General features: G+C 65.8%; 13 protein-coding genes. 3 read left to right on the plus strand and 10 right to left on the minus strand.

What is annotated here, in order from left to right; all coding sequences use genetic code 11:
* Positions 1-241: 241 nt before the first annotated feature.
* Positions 242-1,297 (plus strand): AraC family transcriptional regulator, encoded by a 1,056-nt coding sequence (locus J3A71_RS20045; RefSeq protein ID WP_016485857.1) that lies wholly within the window; start codon positions 242-244, stop codon positions 1,295-1,297.
* A gap of 18 nt (positions 1,298-1,315) precedes the next feature.
* Here the strand turns inward: J3A71_RS20045 and J3A71_RS20050 are convergent, their stop codons facing one another.
* From J3A71_RS20050 to J3A71_RS20095, 10 genes are all read right to left on the minus strand, one after another.
* A complete protein-coding gene (locus J3A71_RS20050; RefSeq protein WP_016485856.1) occupies positions 1,316-2,326 on the minus strand; it encodes a putative sulfate exporter family transporter in 1,011 nt (336 codons plus the stop codon).
* A complete protein-coding gene (locus tag J3A71_RS20055) occupies positions 2,323-2,985 on the minus strand; it encodes a DsbA family oxidoreductase (protein WP_016485855.1) in 663 nt (220 codons plus the stop codon). The genes J3A71_RS20050 and J3A71_RS20055 overlap by 4 nt, the downstream gene beginning before the upstream one ends.
* Positions 2,982-4,316, minus strand: a complete 1,335-nt coding sequence (locus J3A71_RS20060) for an MFS transporter (RefSeq protein WP_016485854.1) — start codon at positions 4,314-4,316, stop codon at positions 2,982-2,984. Before J3A71_RS20060 ends, J3A71_RS20055 begins: the two co-directional genes overlap by 4 nt.
* A 97-nt stretch (positions 4,317-4,413) precedes the next feature.
* Entirely contained in the window at positions 4,414-5,262 is an 849-nt protein-coding gene (locus J3A71_RS20065) for a TauD/TfdA family dioxygenase (RefSeq protein ID WP_023049159.1), read from the minus strand.
* A gap of 13 nt (positions 5,263-5,275) precedes the next feature.
* Complete coding sequence (locus tag J3A71_RS20070) at positions 5,276-6,256, minus strand: quinone oxidoreductase (protein WP_016485852.1); 981 nt, start codon at positions 6,254-6,256, stop codon at positions 5,276-5,278.
* A gap of 157 nt (positions 6,257-6,413) precedes the next feature.
* Entirely contained in the window at positions 6,414-7,172 is a 759-nt protein-coding gene (locus J3A71_RS20075; RefSeq protein WP_197889128.1) for a glucose 1-dehydrogenase, read from the minus strand.
* Entirely contained in the window at positions 7,169-8,347 is a 1,179-nt protein-coding gene (locus J3A71_RS20080; protein ID WP_060519012.1) for an acyl-CoA dehydrogenase family protein, read from the minus strand. The genes J3A71_RS20075 and J3A71_RS20080 overlap by 4 nt, the downstream gene beginning before the upstream one ends.
* A 29-nt stretch (positions 8,348-8,376) precedes the next feature.
* Positions 8,377-9,096, minus strand: a complete 720-nt coding sequence (locus J3A71_RS20085) for a histidine phosphatase family protein (RefSeq protein ID WP_016485849.1) — start codon at positions 9,094-9,096, stop codon at positions 8,377-8,379.
* On the minus strand, positions 9,089-9,451 hold the full coding sequence (locus J3A71_RS20090; RefSeq protein WP_016485848.1) for a DUF6285 domain-containing protein: 363 nt from the start codon (positions 9,449-9,451) through the stop codon (positions 9,089-9,091). Before J3A71_RS20090 ends, J3A71_RS20085 begins: the two co-directional genes overlap by 8 nt.
* Positions 9,448-10,497 (minus strand): phosphotransferase family protein, encoded by a 1,050-nt coding sequence (locus J3A71_RS20095; RefSeq protein ID WP_096425857.1) that lies wholly within the window; start codon positions 10,495-10,497, stop codon positions 9,448-9,450. Before J3A71_RS20095 ends, J3A71_RS20090 begins: the two co-directional genes overlap by 4 nt.
* A gap of 275 nt (positions 10,498-10,772) precedes the next feature.
* Between J3A71_RS20095 and J3A71_RS31710 the strand changes: the two genes are divergently transcribed.
* Both J3A71_RS31710 and J3A71_RS20105 read left to right on the plus strand, forming a co-directional pair.
* Entirely contained in the window at positions 10,773-13,430 is a 2,658-nt protein-coding gene (locus tag J3A71_RS31710; RefSeq protein ID WP_016485846.1) for a LuxR C-terminal-related transcriptional regulator, read from the plus strand.
* Positions 13,431-13,541: 111 nt separating this feature from the next.
* Positions 13,542-15,329, plus strand: a complete 1,788-nt coding sequence (locus J3A71_RS20105) for an acyl-CoA dehydrogenase C-terminal domain-containing protein (RefSeq protein WP_070086484.1) — start codon at positions 13,542-13,544, stop codon at positions 15,327-15,329.
* Positions 15,330-15,454 lie beyond the last annotated feature (125 nt).

Here is a 15,454-nt window from a genome sequence, read left to right on the forward strand (position 1 = left end):
AGGGCCCTTGCTCTGGTCAACTCGGTCGATTGCCGACTGCTTGAAGCCAGAGTAAAGAGTCGCCCTGCCAGCCGCTTTACATTGCGCGTCACGAACTTTTCAGTTGATGACACGGCTGCCGTGCCGCCCGGCCCCGGGCTCCGCTGCTCGGAAATGGCTTTGCATCTGACGACACAACCGCTATAAAAGACCACCCGCCAGCGCAGCGGAAGCTCATCAAGATCACGTGGAAAACAATAAAATGACCGTGCTCGCCCGTGCTGCAACCCTCACCAATTACCTGGAAGTTTCACGCCATCTGGGCCTCAACGGCCATGGCCTGCTGGCTCAGGCCGGCCTCAGTGCATCGCTGCTGGAAACCCCCGATCAACGCATCCCGGTGGCCGCTGCCATCAACGTGCTGGAGGAGTCGGCGCGGCTGAGCGGCTGCGAAGCCTTCGGCCTGCGCATGGCCGAACTCCGCCAGTTGTCGGACTTTGGCCAAGTCAGCCTGCTGATCAGCCATCAGCACTCGCTGCGCGACGCCCTGCAGGTGATCGTGCAGTACCGCCACCTGCTCAACAACGCACTGGCCATCCACATCGAGGAAATCGGCAAGACGGTGATCATCCGCCAGGAGGTCATCACTGACCAGCCGATGCACAGCCGCCAGGCTATCGAGCTGGCCATCGGCGTGATGCACCGCTTCTGCTCGGCGCTACTGGGCTCGCACTGGCACCCGATCAGCGCCAACTTCACCCACGCCGCCCCCGCTGACCTGGCCATCCACCGGCGCATCTTCGGCTGCAAACTGGAGTTCAACACCGACTTCAATGGCATCGTCTGCTCGGCATCCGACCTGGACACCGCCAACCCCCAGGCCAACGAAGGCATGGCGCGGCTGGCGCAACGTTATGTGGGGTTGCTGCAGGACGAAAACCTGCCATCACTGACGCTGGAAGTGCGCAAGGCGATCTTCCTGCTGATGCCCATGGGCCGCGCCACCATCGAGCACATCGCCCAGACCCAGGGCATGAACGTGCGCACCTTGCAGCGGCGCCTGGAAGAAGAAGGCGCGACCTTCAGCGAGCTGGTCAACGGCGTACGCCGCGACCTGGTGGTGCGCTACCTGGAAAGCCCTGGCTATTCGCTGGGGCGCATCGCCGACATGCTCGGTTATTCCATGCACAGCTCGTTCACCCGCTGGTTCATCAACCAGTTCGGCCAGCCGCCAGCCACCTGGCGTGCGCAGCATGAGCCGCACACACAAACCAGACGCAACCGCAGCGCCGCCCAGGCGACCACCAGCGCACGCTGACGGCCCTGGGCCTCTGGGCTACAGGCCGACGTGCATCAGGCCCAGCACCAGCAGCACCAGGAACACCGTCTCGCCCACCATCAGCAAAATCGGCTTGATGCCTACGGCGGCCAGCTCCTTGAGCTGGGTTTTCATGCCCAGGGCTGCGATCGATACCACCAGGCACCCACGCGACAGTTCGTTGATACTGCCCTGCACCGCCAGCGGCACCCAGCCGGTGCTGTTGACGCAGGCAAGGATCATGAAGCCGACCGCGAACCATGGCAGCAACGGCGGGCGCTTGCCGGTACTGTCGATACCCTGGCGACGCGCGATCATGGCCGCGACGACGATCACCGGCACCAGCATGGCCACGCGCATCAGCTTGACCACCGTGGCGGTATCACCGGTTTCGGTGGACATGCTGTAGCCGGCCCCCACCACCTGCGCCACATCATGGATGGTGGCGCCGAGGAACACGCCGGCGGCTTGCGGCGACAGGCCCAGGGCATTGGCGATCATCGGGTAGAGGATCATCGCCAGGGTCGACAGCGCCGACACGCCGATCACCGTGAACAGCGTCGCCCGTTCCTTCTGCGGGTGGCTGGGCAGCGCAGCAGCCAGCGCCAGCGCCGCCGAAGCACCGCAGATCGCCGTGGCGCCGCCTGTCAGCATGCCGAACAGGCGCTGGAAGCCCATGGCCTTGGCCGCCACCATCGACACGCCGATGGTCACCACCACCAGGATCACCACCAGCGCCACCGCCTTCCAGCCAAGGCCAGCCATCTGCTCCAGGGTGATGCGCATCCCCAGCAGCGCGACGCCCAGGCGCAGCACGCTGCGCGCGGTAAACTCGATGCCGGCCTTGCACTTGCCGTCCGCGCTCAGAAAGTTCAGCGCCAGCCCCAGCAACAGGGCGAACAGCATCACCGGCGCGCCGTAGTGTTCGGCCAGGAAACTCGCCGCACCCGCGGCGATCAGGCTGACGATCAGGCCCGGGGCCAGGTCGCGCACCCGGTTGTTGACCCAGGCAAACGCCAGCGTGCTCATGCCTCCCTCTCCGCCAGGCCCGACACCGCCAGATGCATGGCCTCCAGCAAGGCCTCGGCCGGCTGCGCACCAACCACTTGCAGCCGGTCATCGAAAACGAAGCACGGCACGCCACGGCCGGCGATGTCGGCGCCGGCACTGACGAACGGCAGGCCATCGCCACGCACGCTGCCGGCCAGGGCCTCGGGGGCAAAGCCGCACTGCTCGGCGATGCACAACAGCGTAGCGCGGTCGCCCAGGTCTTCACCCTGCTTGAAATACGCAGCCAGTAACCGCTCCAGCAGTGCCTCTACCTGTGCTTCATTGCCCAGCTCACTGGCGTGAAGCAACAAGCGATGGGCGTCGGCGGTATTGGGCATGCGCTCGATGCGGCTGAATTCGATCTGCTCGCCGACGGCGCTGGCCGCTTCGCGCACCTGGGCCTGACGTTGCCGCACGGCCTGATCGCTGCCCAGGCGTCGCCGGTAAAACTCGGCGAACGGCTGGCCGTCAAATGGCAGCTCAGGCAACAGTTGCACGCCCTGCCAGGCCAGGTTGACCTCGACCTCTGGCTGCGCTGCCTTGAACTGCACCAGGGCGGCTTGCAATTGCCGGCGGCCTATCAAGCACCACGGGCAGATAAAATCGAAGTACACATCAATCGACAACAAACGCTTCACGAACGGGCCTCCAGTTCTGGCTGGACAGGTGCCTGGGCGGTTTCACCGAGCTGCAGGCGCGCCATGTCCAGGTGATAGTGACGCTTGGCATAAATGAACACCGCTGCTGCGCCGATGCTGATCAACGGCACCAGCTGGAATGCCGACTGCAAGCCGATCAGGTCAGACACCTTGCCGGTGATCAGCGGGCCGGTGGCCAACCCGAGCAGGTTGTTGCACAAGGTCAGCGTGGCAAACGCGGTGCCATGCACCGTGTAGTGGGTGAGGTTGGCGACCATGGCGCTGGACGGGCCATTGGTGCCGGCGGCGATCATCATGCCCAGGCAAATCAGCACCAGTTGCGGCATGCCCGGCGGCAAGGCAAAGGCCACTGACAGCAGCACACAACTGCCCAGGCAGTAGGCGATGGCCAGGCTGATTTTGTGGTCCGGGCGCTTGCGCCCCATGCGGTCGCAAAGCATGCCGCACAGCACGATGCCCACCCCGCTGCACAGCACGATAATCGCAGCCACGGCGCCGGCGCGGTCAGTGCTCATGGCGTAGTAGCGGTTCAGGTAGCTGGGGAACCACACGATCACCGTGCCACCGACGAACAACTGCAAACCGCTGCCGACATAGGCGCTGATGACCGAGCGGCTTGAATACAGGGTACGCAGTGGCCGCATTGCCTTGAGCGCAGCCTTGTCGGGCGTTGCCGCCAGGCCTTTGGGGGCAATGCGCGCCTCGCGCACGATGAGCGGATACAGCAGCGCCAGCGCCAAACCAAAGAAGGCCATGCCGGCGAATGCCCAGCGCCACCCCAGGTGCTGGGCCATCACACCGCCCAGGCCCATGCCCAGTACCGAACCGAACATGCCACCGGCCATGAACGAGCCGGCCAGGGTGGCGCGCATCTCACGCGGGAACACCGCCACCACCACGGCAATACCGACGCTGCCGTAGGCCGCCTCGCCGACACCAACCAGAAAGCGTGCGATGAACATCTGCTGGTAGTTTTCCGCCAGGGCGCAACCCAAGGTCGCCAGGCTCCACATCACGGCCATGAACGTCAGGCTCTTGATCCGGCCAATGCGGTCGGCCAGCAACGACAGGGGGAAGGTCAGCAAACCGACCATCAGCGCGACGATGCCGCTGAGCAGCCCCAGCTGGCTGTCGCTGAGCTGCCATTCCTGCTTGAGCAGCGGGAATACGGCGTTGAGCACTTGCCGCGACATGTAGTCGGAAATCAGCAGGCCGAAGGTCAGGGCGAAAACGATCCAGGCGTAGCGCCGTGGAATGCCGAGCGAAGTATCAGTGCCTGGTTCTGCCGCACTGGCGTGATAGGTGGCCATGCTGCCTCCTCGGATATCTGAGTTTTATTGTTGTTATTGCTTACAGGCTATCGCGTAGCGATTGGGGCCGCATTGCGGCCCCAACGTGTCTGGCGGGTCAGAAAGTCGCATCCCCCATGATCCCGGCGCGCTCCATCTTGCGGTGGCAGGCGGGGTAATCCATGACGGCGTAATGCTGGGTACTGCGGTTGTCCCAGATGGCAATGCTGTTGGGCTTCCAGCGCCAGCGCACCTGGTACTCGGGGATGTAGGCCTGGCTGATCAGGTAGCGCAGCAATTCGCCCGCGCCGGGGTTGGCGTCCTGGCCGAAACGCACGCGCTCGGGGGTGTGGTAGTTGCTGAAATGGGTGGCGAAGGCGTTGACGAACAGCACCTTCTCGCCGGTTTCCGGGTGGGTACGCACCACCGGATGCTCGGCATCGGGAAAGAGGGCCTTGAGGGCAAGGCGCTTTTCGATCGGCATGGCGGCGCCGAAGCTGGCCTCGATGCTGTGCCGGGCACGCAGGCCCTCGATGCGCGACTTGATCTCGGTAGGCAGGTTGTCGTAGGCCAGCACCATGTTGGTCCACAGGGTGTCGCCGCCCACCGCAGGGCTTTCCACGCAGCGCAGCACGCACCCCATCGGCGGTGCTTCACGCCAGGTGGCATCGGTGTGCCAGGCATTTTCATAGCGGTCTACCGGCGTTTCCGGCGATTTGTAGATCCGCACCAGGCCGGGGTGGTCCGGGTCGCTGCCGACCACGGGGTGGTCCTCCAGCTCGCCAAAGCGGCGGGCGAACGCCACGTGGTCGGCGCGGCTGATGTCCTGGTCGCGCAGGAACAGCACCCGGTGCTTGAGCAACTGGGCACGGACCTCTGCAAACAGGCCGTCATCATGAATCGCATCGGCCAGCCTGACGCCAAGCAGTTCAGCACCGATGGCGCAGGTCAATTGTTCGACTTGCATGGCAGTGCCCTCCTCAGATGACGAAGATCGACGAACCGGTGGTCTTGCGCGACTCCAGATCACGGTGCGCCTGAACTGCGTCCTGCAAGGCGTAGTGCTGGTTGATCTCGATCTTGATGCGGCCACTGGCCACATGGCCGAACAGCTCGCCTGCCAGGGCGGCTTTCTCAGCCGGGTCGGCGATATAGTCGGCCAGTGCCGGGCGGGTCAGGAACAACGAGCCCTTCATCGCCAGGATCTGCGGGTCGAACGGTTCGATGGTGCCAGAAGCGGTGCCCACGCAGACCATCAGGCCACGGCGCTTGAGCGAGTCCAGCGAGCCCATGAAGGTAGTGCGCCCGACGCTGTCGAACACCACGTTGACGCCAACCCCATCGGTCAGCTCGCGCACGCGCTTGGCCACGTCTTCGTGGCTGTAGTTGATGGTGTGGTCGCAACCATGGGCACGCGCCAATTCGGCCTTGGCGTCGGTGGACACGGTACCGATCACGGTCAGCCCCAGCAGCTTGGCCCACTGCGAGACGATCAACCCGACACCACCCGCAGCGGCGTGCAGCAGGATGCTGTCACCCGGTTTGAAGTCGTACAGGCGACGCATCAGGTACGAGGCCGTGAGGCCGCGCATGGTCATGGCCGCGGCCGTTTCGAACGCGATGGTTTCCGGCAGCTTGATCAGCGGCGCGGCAGGGATCAGGCGCTCGGTGCTGTAGGCGCCGAGGGTATTCATGAAGCCGGTGTAGGTCACCCGGTCGCCGACCGCTACGTCGCTGACACCCTCGCCCACCGCCTGGACCACGCCGGACGCTTCCACGCCCATGCCGTTGGCCAGCGGGATCGGGTAGGTGCCGTTGCGGAAATAGGTGTCGGCGTAGTTCAAGCCGACCGCCACGTGCCGCAGGCGCACCTGCCCAGGGCCCGGTTCGCCGACTTCGACGTCTTCGTAGCGCAGGACCTCAGGCCCTCCGGTTTCGTAGAAACGTACCGCTTTGGCCATGCCAATCTCCCTTCTTGTAGTTTTTGTTGAACAGCAACATGCGTCTTGAAGGGCAATTTAGGCCGTTGCGCAATACGCCGCTTATCATCGGACGACAACGGTTTTTCAGTTCATGACAGCGCCCCCGGTTTCAGTGCCGGGGCGCGGCTGGCATGGCTCAGAACGCCGAAATACCGCCATCCACGGCGATCGCCTGGCCGGTCATGTAGCTGTTTTCACGGGCGCACAGCATCAGCATGGCCGCCACGATTTCGTCGGGGGTACCCAGGCGCTTCATCGGCGAGCCCTGGGCGAGAAACGCCTGTTCCTCGCCCACATCGCTCCCGGTAACCATGGGCGTGGCGCTGTAGAACGGGCACAGCGCATTGACGCGGATGCCTCGGCGGGCGTACTCGACCGCTGCGGTTCGGGTCAGCCCGACCACCGCATGCTTGGCCGCCGCATAGGCGGCCAGCTTGGGCGCACCGCCGAGCCCGGCCATGGAGGCGATGTTGAGGATCACCCCGCCGCCTTGCGGCAACATCTGGCGCAGCTGTTGTTGCATGCAGAAGAAGACGCCCTTGGTGTTGACCGCGTGGCTGCGGTCCAGCTCTTCTTCGGTGGTGTCGACGAAGCGCTTCATCGGCGTAAGTATCCCGGCGTTGTTCACCCCCACATCGAGGCGGCCGAAGGTGGCCATGGCCGCGTCCACCAGCGCCTTGACCTGCACCTCACGGGTCACGTCGCACGGCACCGCCAGCACTGTGGCGCCGGCCTCGCGCACGGTGCCGGCCACCCGCTCCAGGCCCGTCACGTTGCGGTCGCCGAGCACCAGGTGGGCGCCCAACCCGGCCAGGCGCTCGGCCAACAATGCGCCAAAACCGCTGGCGGCGCCGGTGATCATCACCACCTGGTTGCGATAGCTGTCCAGGTTCATCCGGCCACCCCCGGCGCGGTACGGGCGAGGATCTTCTTCGCCAGGCTCATGCGGTGCACTTCGTTGGGGCCGTCATAGATGCGGAAACTGCGCGCATCGCGGAAAATCCGCTCGACGATCGACTCGCCGGTAACGCCCTGCCCGCCGAGCACCTGCACACAACGGTCGATCACCCGCCAGATGGCCTCGGAGCTGAGCACCTTGGCCATGCTCGACTCGAAGTTGCCGCGCTCGCCCTGGTCCAGTACCCAGGCGCAGTGCCAGATCGACAGGCGCGTGGTGTGCAGGTCCATATCGTTGTCGGCGAGCATGAAGCCTACGCCCTGATGCTCGCCCAGCGGCTTGCCGAACGATACCCGGTGGTTGGCGTAGCGGCAGGCTTCGTCATGGGCACGACGGGCCTGGCCGAGCCAGCGCATGCAATGAGTCAGGCGCGCCGGGGCCAGGCGCACCTGGGCGTAACGGAAACCTTTGCCCACTTCGCCCAGCACATCGCTGGCGGGAATGCGCAGGTTGTCGAAGCGCAGCACCGCGTGGCCGCCGGCGAAACAGCTGTCGAGCGAGTCCATCATGCGCTCGAGGATGAAACCGGGGCGGTCGGTGTCGGTGAGGAACATGGTCGCGCTGCCGTCTTCCATGCGCGCCATGATGATTGCCACTTGCGCGCCTTCGGCACCGGTGATGAACCACTTCTGGCCGTTGATGATGTAGTCGTCGCCGTCGCGTACGGCCCGGGTGGTGAGCATCGAAGGATCGGAGCCGGCGCCCGGGCTTGGCTCGGTCATGGCGAAGCAGGAGCGGATCCGGCCCTGCACCAGCGGCTTGAGCCAGCGGTCTTTTTGCGCAGGCGTTGCCACTTGTTCCATCAGGTGTATGTTGCCTTCGTCGGGGGCATGGATGTTCAGGGCTACCGGCCCAAGCGGCGAATAGCCGGCCTCTTCAAAGATGATCGCCTTCTCGATGTGGCTCAGTCCCAGCCCGCCCATCTCACGCGAGGCATGCGGAGTCAGCAGGCCGTGTTCACGGGCGCGCTCGATCAGCACCTGGCGCAGCTCGGGCGACGGACCGTGGGGGGTCTGGCGCCGGTCGCGCTCCAGGGGGATGACGACGTCAGCGACGAACTGCCGTACTTTGGCTTGCAGGGCAGTCAACTCGGCAGACAGGGCGAAATGCATGGCGGTATTCCTTAGCAGGGTCATCAGGGTCAGGCGAGCAGGCGACGTGGGTCGATGGAGGCGTGCACATGCTCCATGACGGTCTGGTCGATCGTTGCCTTGGCAGGGTCGTAGGCTGAGTAGTTGAGGGTGCGGATGTAGGCACGCAGCGCCTGCGGGCCCGCCATGTCGATGTCGACGATGTTCAGGCAGGCCGGGTCTTGCTCGAAGGCAGCCAAGGCACCAAGGCCGGCGCCGCAGGCCCAGGCCAGAAGAATGCGGTTGACCGCATCGTGGCTGACCAGCAGCAGCGCGTTCCAGTCAGGTGCTTCCAGCAACTGCTGGAAGCTGCCCAGCACGCGTTGCTGGAACGCGGCCCAAGGCTCACCGCGCAAGAAGGCTGCGTCGGGGTGATCGGCGAGCTGGTAGGCCTGGGCCACTTCACGGTGCAGGTATTCACGGGGGATTTCCCGCAAGCGGCCGGCACGGATCTCACGAAACCCGGCGTGCTCTTCCACAGGCTGGACGCGGCCGCCCAGGAGCTGGTCGAGGGTTTGCCGGGTGCGCGGGTAGTCTGAGCACACGGCGCGGTCGAATGGCGTGTGCGCCAGCACCTGCCCCAGCGCCTGGGCCTGGGCTACGCCGTTGGCCGACAACGCCACGCTGCGCGGGTCGAGGGGACGGCCGCTGGTGTCGAAGTAGTCGACATGGCCATGGCGGACCAGGTAGCAGCGGCGGCGGCGCACCGGCTGGGCAGGCTGTTCAGTCATGGGCCAATACCTTGGGGTTGGTGATGCTCAGTTGTGCACGGTTGATGGTGCGCAGTGCCGCCAGCAGGTGGGCGCGGGGCTCGCCGGCCTGGTCGAAGGCACCCAAGCGAATACGCTGGGCGAGTTCGCTGCGGGCTTGCTCGAGCGACGCCTGGCCTTGCACCAACCCGGCCATGGCCTGGCGTTCGATGTCGGCACAGGCTGCACCCTGGGCAGCCTCGCGGCTGGCGATCAGCAAGGCGCTGGCCACCATCCGCGCCTCGTAGTGCAAGTGTGCCGGCAATGCGGGCAACAACTGTCTGAGCAGGGCGTCACGCGCCGTCAGCAGCAAGTCCTGGGCATCGGGCGGGTTCATGCGCGGCCTCCTTGGGTGAGCAACAGCAGTTCCTGTTCGAGCTCGCTGACCATGCGCCCGGTCAGCGCCAATTCCAGCGAGCGTTGCTGGCCTGAGGCATGGCGTTCGGCCTGCTGCAGGGCGATCACCGCCCAGCGCAGGTGGGCCATGACCTGCCAGAAACGCAGCGTTTCGCTGTCCAGGTCGAGTGGCGAGACGCTGCGGTAGCCGGCGAGCAGGTCGTCCAGGCGGCCGATGCCGCCCGCCGCCAGGTCCGGCCGGGCAAACCGCCAGCAGCGTGCGGTGAACCAGCCCAGGTCTTCGCGGGGGTCGCCCCAACCGGCAAATTCCCAGTCCAGCACGCCGCAGAGCTCACCTTCCTCGACCATGTAGTTGCCTGTGCGGTAGTCGCGGTGGATCAGGCAAGTGGCAAGGGGGGCAGGCTTGTTCAGCTCGCACCAGCGCAGGCCCCATTCGATGATCGGGTGGCTACCCGGCAAGGCATCGAGGAACAGGCGGTACTGGTCGACGCTGGCCTGCACGGCATCGGCCACCGGTGCAGGCAGGAACGCCAGCGCCGCTTGCGGCGGGCGCAGCTGGTGCAAGCGTGCGAGGTTGGCCCCAAGCGCCCGGCACAGCCCCGGGTCGCCCTTGGGGGCGCCTTGGCTACTGGTCAAGTGGTGGCCGCCAGCGTGGCCGGCCAGGGCCTGCATGATGAAGAAATCGCGCCCGATCACTTGTGGCATCTGGCACAGCCACAGTGGCTCGGGCACCTTCACACCCACTTGGTGAGCGGCGCTGAGCACGGCGAACTCCTGCGCGCGGCTCATGCTGGCGGCCACGGCGGAAGCCGCATCGGTACGCAGTACCCAACGTTGCGGCACACCGGCAACCTCGGCCTTGATCAACCAGTTCTCCTGGATGGCGCCACCCGACAATCGCTCGCTATGGGTAATGCGCACCGGCTGGCCGTGAAGGCGCTCCTGTAAATAGGCAGACAGCACCTCATGGGCGTCTGCGACGTCGATGCGAGCACTGGATTGCTGCGCTAAATGACTGCTTGGCATGGTCGGTCCAACTCACTGTTCACGAGTGCCGTGGCTCTAAGCAAGATGGTTGCCAGCTTCCTATGAATTAAATATTCGCTTAAAAATCAATAAGTTGTATCTAATTTTTCAGCGCACTCAACGCCATTCAAATCAGACTTGAACAGCGCCATTGCACAGCTGAAACCGCCGTTCAATTCTGCACAGCAAGCCACTGCCCTCCCCCAGCAGAATTTCCCCGCGCCGGGCGTGCGCTCGGCTAGGATGTCTGGCCAAACCGATGGAACCTGCTAGCCATGCATCTTCCCGCGCTCAAACCGAACCAGCTTCGCCCGCCCGCCGAGCCGACCAGGGGGGTGGTGCGAGCGCGGCTGCTCGACCAGTTGGCCAACGCCCTGGACGAAGGCAGCGTCGTGCTCCTGCAAGCACCGCTGGGCTATGGCAAGAGCACACTGCTTGGCCAGTTCACCCGCAGCCTGGCCGGGCCTTGGGCATGGCTGCGCCTGACCCGCGCCGAGAACCAGCCACTGGCCCTGCTGCTGCACCTGCACGCTGCGCTGCAACTGCCTGCGCAACAACGCGATACACCGCAGGCCGAGCACCTGTGGAGCCTGATTCTGGCCGACCTGGAGGCCCGCCAGGCGCCGCTGACGCTGCTGCTCGACGACCTGCACCTGCTCAACGCCGCGCCCGCCTGGCAGTACCTGGACACGCTGCTGCATGACCCGCCGCCTGCGCTGCGCCTGGTCGCCGCCAGCGAAGGACCGCCCCCGCTGCCGCTGGCCCACTTGCGCCGCGAGGGTCGGTTGATTGTGCTGGGCGCCCGTGACCTGGCCCTGGACAGCGAAGAGACGCGCCAGTTGGCACAGGCCCGGGACGTCAACCTGGGCAGCGATGCGCTGTACCAGCTGCGCGCCGGCAGCGAAGGCTGGCTTAGCGGTGTGCTGTTCTGGTTCGAGGCCTACCGCGAGGCGCTGCACAGCACCGGCCAGGCCCCCGCTGACCTGCGCCCGATCACCCGCCAGGCCTATGCCCATGCCCGGCAGTTTCTTGAGGAAGAACGGCTGCAGCGCTTGCCCGTGCCGTTGCGGATATTTCTGGAACACACCGCCGTGGCCCAGGTGTTTGATGCAGGCCTTGCCAGCGAACTGGCCGCCGATGCCGACGTGCCCGCCGCGCTGCGCCAGCTGCAGCGCCTGGACCTGATCATCGAAGTCCCCCAGGGCAGCCACGCCGAGTACCGCTACCACCCTGCCCTGCGCAACAGCCTCTACCAACGCCTGGAACAACGCGACCCCCAACGCCTGCGCCAGCTGCACCGCCAGGCTGCCAGCTGGCTGCTAGCCCAGCGCCGCTACACCGAGGCGATCTACCAGTTCGGCCGGGCACGCGACCTGGATGCCGTGCTCAACATCGTCGACCGGCACGGTTTCGAGCTGCTGCGCGAGGGCAAGGTCAACACCCTGGTCGATGTGCTCGACGAGGTCGCTGGCCACGCTGGCAACGACAGCTTCACCTTGGCGGTGACCGAGGCCTCCACGGTGATGGTCACCAACGATATCGCCCAGGCCTGCCAGTGCCTGCACCAGCTACACGCCTTGCAGCGCCGCCAGGCAGTGCCGCGCCACCCCGAGCGGGTGCAGCAGACGGTAATGTTCTTGCGCAGCCGCCTGGCCTACCTGGGCGGCAACCTGGGGCACGCCCTGGCCCTCGCGGCGCGGGCACTGCAGCGGTTTCCCCAGCACAACGCAGCGCGCTCGGTGCTGTATTTCGACCGCGCCAACTGCCTGGCGGCGCTCGGCCAACTGGAGCAGGCCCACACCGAAGGCAGCCGCGCCCTACGCGAGCTGCAGGGCTTTGGCCTGAGCGGCTATACCAACCTGCTGCAACTGTTGCTGGCGCAGATCGAACTGGCCCAGGGTGCCAACGATGCTGCCTGGGCGCGCCTGCAAGGCATGGCCGAGCTGCCTGCCGCCGGCAGTTCGGGGCGCTTCTATGAACTGTTCCGCCACCTGGGCAAAGGCCTGGCACTGCTGCAAGCCAACCGCCTGGCCCAGGCACGCCAAGCCCTGGCCCAGGCCGAGGTGCTGGCACTGGGCTTCCCCCACAGCGCTGCGCTGCCCTGGGTGTTTCACCACCAGGCATGCCTGCACTGGGCGCTGGGCGAGACCGGCCAGGCCAGGGCACGCTGGGCAGAGGTACGCCGGCTGGCCCGCCAAAACCGTTTGCTTACCCTCTACCGCCAGGCCGGCGCCTGGCTCGCGCGCCTGGCCTTGCGCGACAATGACCAGGACTACCTGCCCGACTGGCTCGACCAATGGCACTGGTGCCGGCGCCAATATGGCGAGCAACTCTTACCGGAAGAGTGGCTTGCCTATGCCTGGGTGCAACGCCACCTCGGCCAGCGCGACAAGGCCTGGCAGATCCAGCAGAGCTTGCAGGCTCAAGCGCAGGCCCAAGGCAACCGCCGCCTGCTGGTCGACGCACTGCTGCTCCACGCTGCCCTGCTACAGGACCGTGGTGCCCGCGACGACGCCCTGCTCAGCCTCGAACAGGCGCTGCAACTGGCCTGCACCTACGGCTTCGGCCAACTGCTGCAGTATGAAGGTGACGTCTGCCTGGAGGCCCTGCGCCAACTGCTGCTGCCCCAGGTGCGCCAACGCCTGGGCCTGCAGGCCCCAGCGCCCTTGCGCGAGCACCTGAATGCCCTGTTCCGGCCATTGCTGGCAAACAAGGAAAACGTGGAAAGCGCCCTGATCGTGCCGCTCTCGCGCCGTGAGCTGGAAGTGTTGCAGCGCATGGCCCGCGGGCAGAGCAACGGGCAGATCGCCGAGGCGATGTTCATCAGCCTTAGCACGGTCAAGACCCACATCAACAACCTGTTCCGCAAGCTCGACGTGGCCGACCGCGACAGCGCCCTGTGTTCGGCGCGCGAACTGCAACTGCTGGGCTGACCTCCACCTGGCCCTCGCCGCGATTCCACCCGCCATTCCACCCGGGGGGTGGACGCGGTGTCCGGGCCTGCCTGTTACAACATGCCGAGTCCACCCAGCCAGGAGTTCGGCATGCCCAGCTACACCGCCCCATTGCGCGATATCACCTTTGTTGCCCAGGAGCTGCTCGGCCTGAGCCGCCACTACCAACAACTGACTGGCTGTGAAGCCCCGGACGCGGCTACCTTCGCCGCCATCGTCGAAGAAGGTGCCAAATTCGCCGAACAGCAGCTGGCCCCGCTCAACGCCGTGGGCGACCAGCACGGCTGCCAGTGGCAGGACGGCAAGGTCACCACCCCGCCCGGCTTTGCCGATGCCTACAAACGCTTCGCCGACAACGGCTGGCTGGGCCTGGACAAGAACCCGGCCTTCGGTGGCCAGGGCCTGCCGCCGTCGCTGGGGTTCGTCAACTACGAGATGGTGTGCAGCGTCAACCACGCCTGGGGCATGTACGGCAACCTCGCCGGAGGCGCCATCAGCACCCTCAGCGAGCACGCTGACGAAGCCCTGCAGCAGCGCTTGCTGCCACCGATGATCGCCGGCCGCTGGGGCGGCACCATGTGCCTGACCGAAGCCCACTGTGGTTCGGACCTCGGCCTGCTGCGTACCAGCGCCAAGCCTCAAGCCGACGGCACCTACCAGGTCAGCGGCAGCAAGATGTTCATCTCCGCCGGTGAGCACGACATGACCGAAAATATTATCCACCTGGTGCTGGCGCGCATCGAAGGCGCGCCGGCGGGGGTCAAAGGCATTTCGCTGTTCGCCGTGCCGAAGATCCAGGTCGATGCCCAAGGCCAGCTTGGCGCGCCCAACGGTGTGAGCTGCGGCTCCATCGAACACAAGATGGGCATCCACGGCAACGCTACCTGCGTGCTCAACTTCGACAGCGCCACAGGCTACCTGCTGGGCGAGGCCAACCGTGGCCTGAACGCCATGTTCACCTACATCAACGAGTCGCGCCTGGCGGTGTCCCAGCAGGCCCAGGCCCACGCCGAAGCGTCGTTCCAGGGTGCCTTGGCCTATGCCCGGGACCGCGTGCAGATGCGCGCCACACCCCGCCTGCGCAGTGACCAGCCAGCCGACCCGATCATCGGCCATGCCGATGTACGGCGCATGCTGCTGACCCAAAAAGCCTATGCCGAAGGTGGCCGCATGCTTGCCTACACCTGCGCCAAGGGCGTCGACCAGTTGCACCACGGCGCCAGCGCCGGCGTGCGCGAGGCGGCGGCACGCCGCCTCGCGCTGCTCACGCCGATTGCCAAAGGCTTCCTCACCGAAACCGGCAACGAGGCCGCGCAACTGGGTATTCAGGTATTCGGTGGCCACGGCTACATCCGCGAGTGGGGCATGGAGCAGATTGCACGCGACGTGCGCATCACCGCGATCTACGAAGGCACCAACACCATCCAGGGCCTCGACCTGCTGACCCGCAAGGTGCTCGCCGATGGTGGCGAAGCCCTGGGCGAACTGCTCGGTGAAATCGAAGACTTCACCCAGAGCACAAGTGCCCCGACCCACCTGGCCCAGGCCCTGCTCAAGCAAGTGATTGCCTGGCGCGAAGTCAGTGCCTGGCTGAGTGACGCCAGCGCAGGCGATGCCAACCTGATCGGCGCCAGCGCCTACGACTACCTGATGCTCAGCGGTTACACCCTGCTCGGCTACCTCTGGCTGCGCGCTGCGTGCGTGGCCGAACGGGCACTGGCTGCCGGCAGCGACGAGGCGGCCTTCTACCAAGGCAAGCGCGAGACCGCACGCTTCTACCTGCAACGCCTGCTGCCACGCGCCAACCTGCACGAAACGCTGATTCGCACCGGTAGCAACAACCTGATGGACATCAGCGAGGCCGCATTCGCCCGCTGATACCAGCGCGCCGGTCAAAACCCCGGCAAGCGGCGCTTTACCCTGTGGGAGCGGGCTTGCCCGCGAAGAAAACACCGCGGTGCATGGCACCGGCTTCGCCGGTGTTCGCGGGCGAGCCCGCTCCC

This window comes from Pseudomonas sp. PvP089 (assembly GCF_017875165.1).
In the GTDB taxonomy this organism is placed as follows: domain Bacteria; phylum Pseudomonadota; class Gammaproteobacteria; order Pseudomonadales; family Pseudomonadaceae; genus Aquipseudomonas; species Aquipseudomonas fortuita.

Coding starts and splice junctions, on each gene's coding strand:
- J3A71_RS20045 (WP_016485857.1), top strand. CDS start 242: ATGACCGTGCTCGCCCGTGCTGCAACCCTCACCAATTACCTGGAAGTT.
- J3A71_RS20050 (WP_016485856.1), bottom strand. CDS start 2,326: ATGAGCACGCTGGCGTTTGCCTGGGTCAACAACCGGGTGCGCGACCTG.
- J3A71_RS20060 (WP_016485854.1), bottom strand. CDS start 4,316: ATGGCCACCTATCACGCCAGTGCGGCAGAACCAGGCACTGATACTTCG.
- J3A71_RS20065 (WP_023049159.1), bottom strand. CDS start 5,262: ATGCAAGTCGAACAATTGACCTGCGCCATCGGTGCTGAACTGCTTGGC.
- J3A71_RS20070 (WP_016485852.1), bottom strand. CDS start 6,256: ATGGCCAAAGCGGTACGTTTCTACGAAACCGGAGGGCCTGAGGTCCTG.
- J3A71_RS20075 (WP_197889128.1), bottom strand. CDS start 7,172: ATGAACCTGGACAGCTATCGCAACCAGGTGGTGATGATCACCGGCGCC.
- J3A71_RS20080 (WP_060519012.1), bottom strand. CDS start 8,347: ATGCATTTCGCCCTGTCTGCCGAGTTGACTGCCCTGCAAGCCAAAGTA.
- J3A71_RS20085 (WP_016485849.1), bottom strand. CDS start 9,096: ATGACTGAACAGCCTGCCCAGCCGGTGCGCCGCCGCCGCTGCTACCTG.
- J3A71_RS20090 (WP_016485848.1), bottom strand. CDS start 9,451: ATGAACCCGCCCGATGCCCAGGACTTGCTGCTGACGGCGCGTGACGCC.
- J3A71_RS20095 (WP_096425857.1), bottom strand. CDS start 10,497: ATGCCAAGCAGTCATTTAGCGCAGCAATCCAGTGCTCGCATCGACGTC.
- J3A71_RS31710 (WP_016485846.1), top strand. CDS start 10,773: ATGCATCTTCCCGCGCTCAAACCGAACCAGCTTCGCCCGCCCGCCGAG.
- J3A71_RS20105 (WP_070086484.1), top strand. CDS start 13,542: ATGCCCAGCTACACCGCCCCATTGCGCGATATCACCTTTGTTGCCCAG.